Genomic DNA, 2,598 nt, shown 5'->3' with positions numbered 1-2,598 from the left:
GAGTCCCGTGTCTCGGTGTGACCGCCTCGGCCTCCCGGCCGCGCGCCACCCGTCCACCGCCGGCCGAGGGGCGGACGCCGTACGTGACGGCTGAGTGCCGTCGGTGTTCGCGGCGGTCACCGCTCACCCCGGACCGCGTGGTCGCGTGACCGGCGCCGCACGGCTGGGAGGGCAGGGTGGACGTGCGGGAGACTGCGGCGTAACGTCGGCCCAGAGCCGTAACTAGCACTGCTAGTTTTGTCGTTCCCGGAGGGTGTCCCCATGTCCGCGTCCGCGAAGCTGCCCCCCTTCGACCCCGCCGACCCCCTCGGCCTCGACGACCTGCTGGAGCCGGAGGACCTGGCCGTCCGGGACACCGTGCGCGCCTGGGCCGCCGACCGCGTGCTCCCGTACGTCGCCGACTGGTACGAGAAGGGCGAGCTGCCCGGCATCCGGGAGCTGGCCCGGGAGCTCGGCGGGATCGGTGCGCTCGGCATGTCCCTCGACGGCTACGGCTGCGCGGGCGCGAGCGCCGTCCAGTACGGGCTCGCCTGTCTGGAGCTGGAGGCGGCCGACTCCGGTATCCGCTCGCTGGTCTCCGTGCAGGGCTCGCTCGCCATGTACGCCGTCCACCGCTTCGGCAGCGAGGAGCAGAAGCAGCGGTGGCTGCCCCGGATGGCGTCCGGCGAGGTCATCGGATGCTTCGGGCTCACCGAACCCGACCACGGCTCCGACCCCGCCTCGATGCGCACCCACGCCAAGCGCGACGGCGGGGACTGGGTGCTCAACGGGCGCAAGATGTGGATCACCAACGGCTCCGTGGCCGGGGTCGCCGTGGTGTGGGCGGGGACCGAGGACGGGATCCGCGGCTTCGTCGTGCCCACCGACACCCCCGGCTTCTCGGCGCCCGAGATCAAGCACAAGTGGTCGCTGCGCGCCTCCGTCACCAGCGAGCTGGTCCTCGACGACGTACGACTGCCCGCCGACGCCGTGCTGCCCGAGGTGACCGGCCTCAAGGGGCCGCTCAGCTGTCTCTCGCACGCCCGGTACGGGATCGTCTGGGGCGCGATGGGCGCCGCGCGGAGCTCCTTCGAGGCGGCGGTCGACTACGCGAAGTCACGGGAGCAGTTCGGGCGGCCCATCGGGGGGTTCCAGCTGACCCAGGCCAAGCTCGCCGACATGGCGGTCGAACTGCACAAGGGGATTCTGCTCGCCCACCATCTGGGGCGGCGCATGGACGCCGGCCGCCTGCGTCCCGAGCAGGTCAGCTTCGGCAAGCTCAACAACGTCCGCGAGGCCATCGACATCTGCCGCACGGCGCGGACGATCCTCGGTGCCAACGGGATCTCGCTCGAGTACCCGGTGATGCGGCACGCGACCAACCTGGAATCGGTGCTCACCTACGAGGGCACCGTGGAGATGCACCAGCTCGTGCTGGGCAAGGCGCTCACCGGGCTCGACGCCTTCCGGTGAGCCTCCGGGGGAGGCAGGGCCGGTGAGCGGCCCTGCCTCAGCTCTGGTTGAAGAAGCCGTCCGACCGGTGCGCGGCCGGCTCACCGCTGACGACCTCGGTGTCGGCCGGGCTGAGCAGGAACACCCGGTTCGACACCCGCTCGATGGAACCGCGCAGACCGAAGATCAGGCCCGCGGCGAAGTCGACGACGCGCTTGGCGTCCCCGGCGTCCATGGCCGTGAGGTTCATGATGACGGGCACGCCCTCGCGGAACAGCTCGCCGATGGCGCGGGCGTCCCGGAAGCTGTCCGGGGTGACCGTGCCGATCCGGCGCCCCCTCTCCTCGGCGACGTCCGCGGCCACCTTGACCCGCGGATCGGTGACCCAGGCCTCGCCGGGCTCGGTCCCGTCGGAGTAGTCGTCGTCGTAGTAACGCTCGTCTTCGTTGTCGTCGACGAGGCCGAGCCAGGCACTCGCCTTGCGTACCGATCCCATGGACGCCTCCTCTCACAGCGGTCTTGTCTGCTTTCCGCATCCCTATGGTCGTCCATGATGCGGACGTCGCGCCAAGTGGATAGACGCCGCGCGGGGGGTTTGTGACGGTACTGGTGCACAGCTGATCCGTCGAGAGTCCGGGTTTCCCAAGGGTCCTGGTGTAAACGGCTGCTGACTGTGAGTGAAATATGATTCTTCCCGGCGTACGGGTGAGGAAGGGTACGTACGGGTGAACGCCGTGGCCGATACGATGCCGCCGCTGAACGTCGTACAACTGCACGGGGGAACGTCGTGTTCGGAATGGTCAGGCCGTGTCGGCACCGGCTCGGGGAGAAGCTCACCGCCCAGTGGATGGCCCATCTGTGCGGGCTGTGCCTCGCGTTGCGCGGGGACCACGGGCAGCTCGCGCGGATCGTCACCAACTACGACGGGCTCCTCATGTCCGTCCTGACGGAGGCTCAGGCGGAACACCCGGGCACGGGACGGCGCACCGCCGGACCGTGCCCGCTGCGCGGTATGCGCACCGCGTCCGTCGCGCACGGTGAGGGCGCGCGGCTCGCGGCGGCCGTCTCCCTCGTCCTCGCCTCCGCCAAGGTGCGCGACCACGTCACCGACGGCGACGGGATGCTGGCGCGCAAGCCGGTCGCGCTCGCCGCGCGGCGGGTCGCGGC

Annotated in this window: 3 protein-coding genes; 2 read left to right on the top strand and 1 reads right to left on the bottom strand. The window is 70.9% G+C overall.

Going from position 1 to position 2,598, the window contains the following annotated elements; all coding sequences use genetic code 11:
• The first annotated feature begins 261 nt into the window (after positions 1 to 261).
• A complete protein-coding gene (locus B7767_RS15500; RefSeq protein ID WP_085572706.1) occupies positions 262 to 1,452 on the top strand; it encodes an acyl-CoA dehydrogenase family protein in 1,191 nt (396 codons plus the stop codon).
• 37 nt (positions 1,453 to 1,489) lie between these two features.
• On the opposite strand, the gene B7767_RS15495 is transcribed toward B7767_RS15500, so the two are convergent.
• The gene (locus B7767_RS15495; RefSeq protein WP_004933240.1) at positions 1,490 to 1,927 is read right to left on the bottom strand and encodes a cell division protein SepF; all 438 of its coding nucleotides are present in this window, start codon (positions 1,925 to 1,927) and stop codon (positions 1,490 to 1,492) included.
• A gap of 291 nt (positions 1,928 to 2,218) precedes the next feature.
• Here B7767_RS15495 and B7767_RS15490 point away from each other — a divergent pair.
• A partial coding sequence (locus B7767_RS15490) for a DUF5685 family protein (RefSeq protein WP_256923445.1) occupies positions 2,219 to 2,598 on the top strand: 380 nt, incomplete at its 3' end.

It is taken from the genome of Streptomyces sp. 13-12-16 (assembly GCF_002114215.1).
Classification (GTDB): domain Bacteria; phylum Actinomycetota; class Actinomycetes; order Streptomycetales; family Streptomycetaceae; genus Streptomyces.
This window is presented reverse-complemented; position numbering and strand designations above follow the sequence as displayed.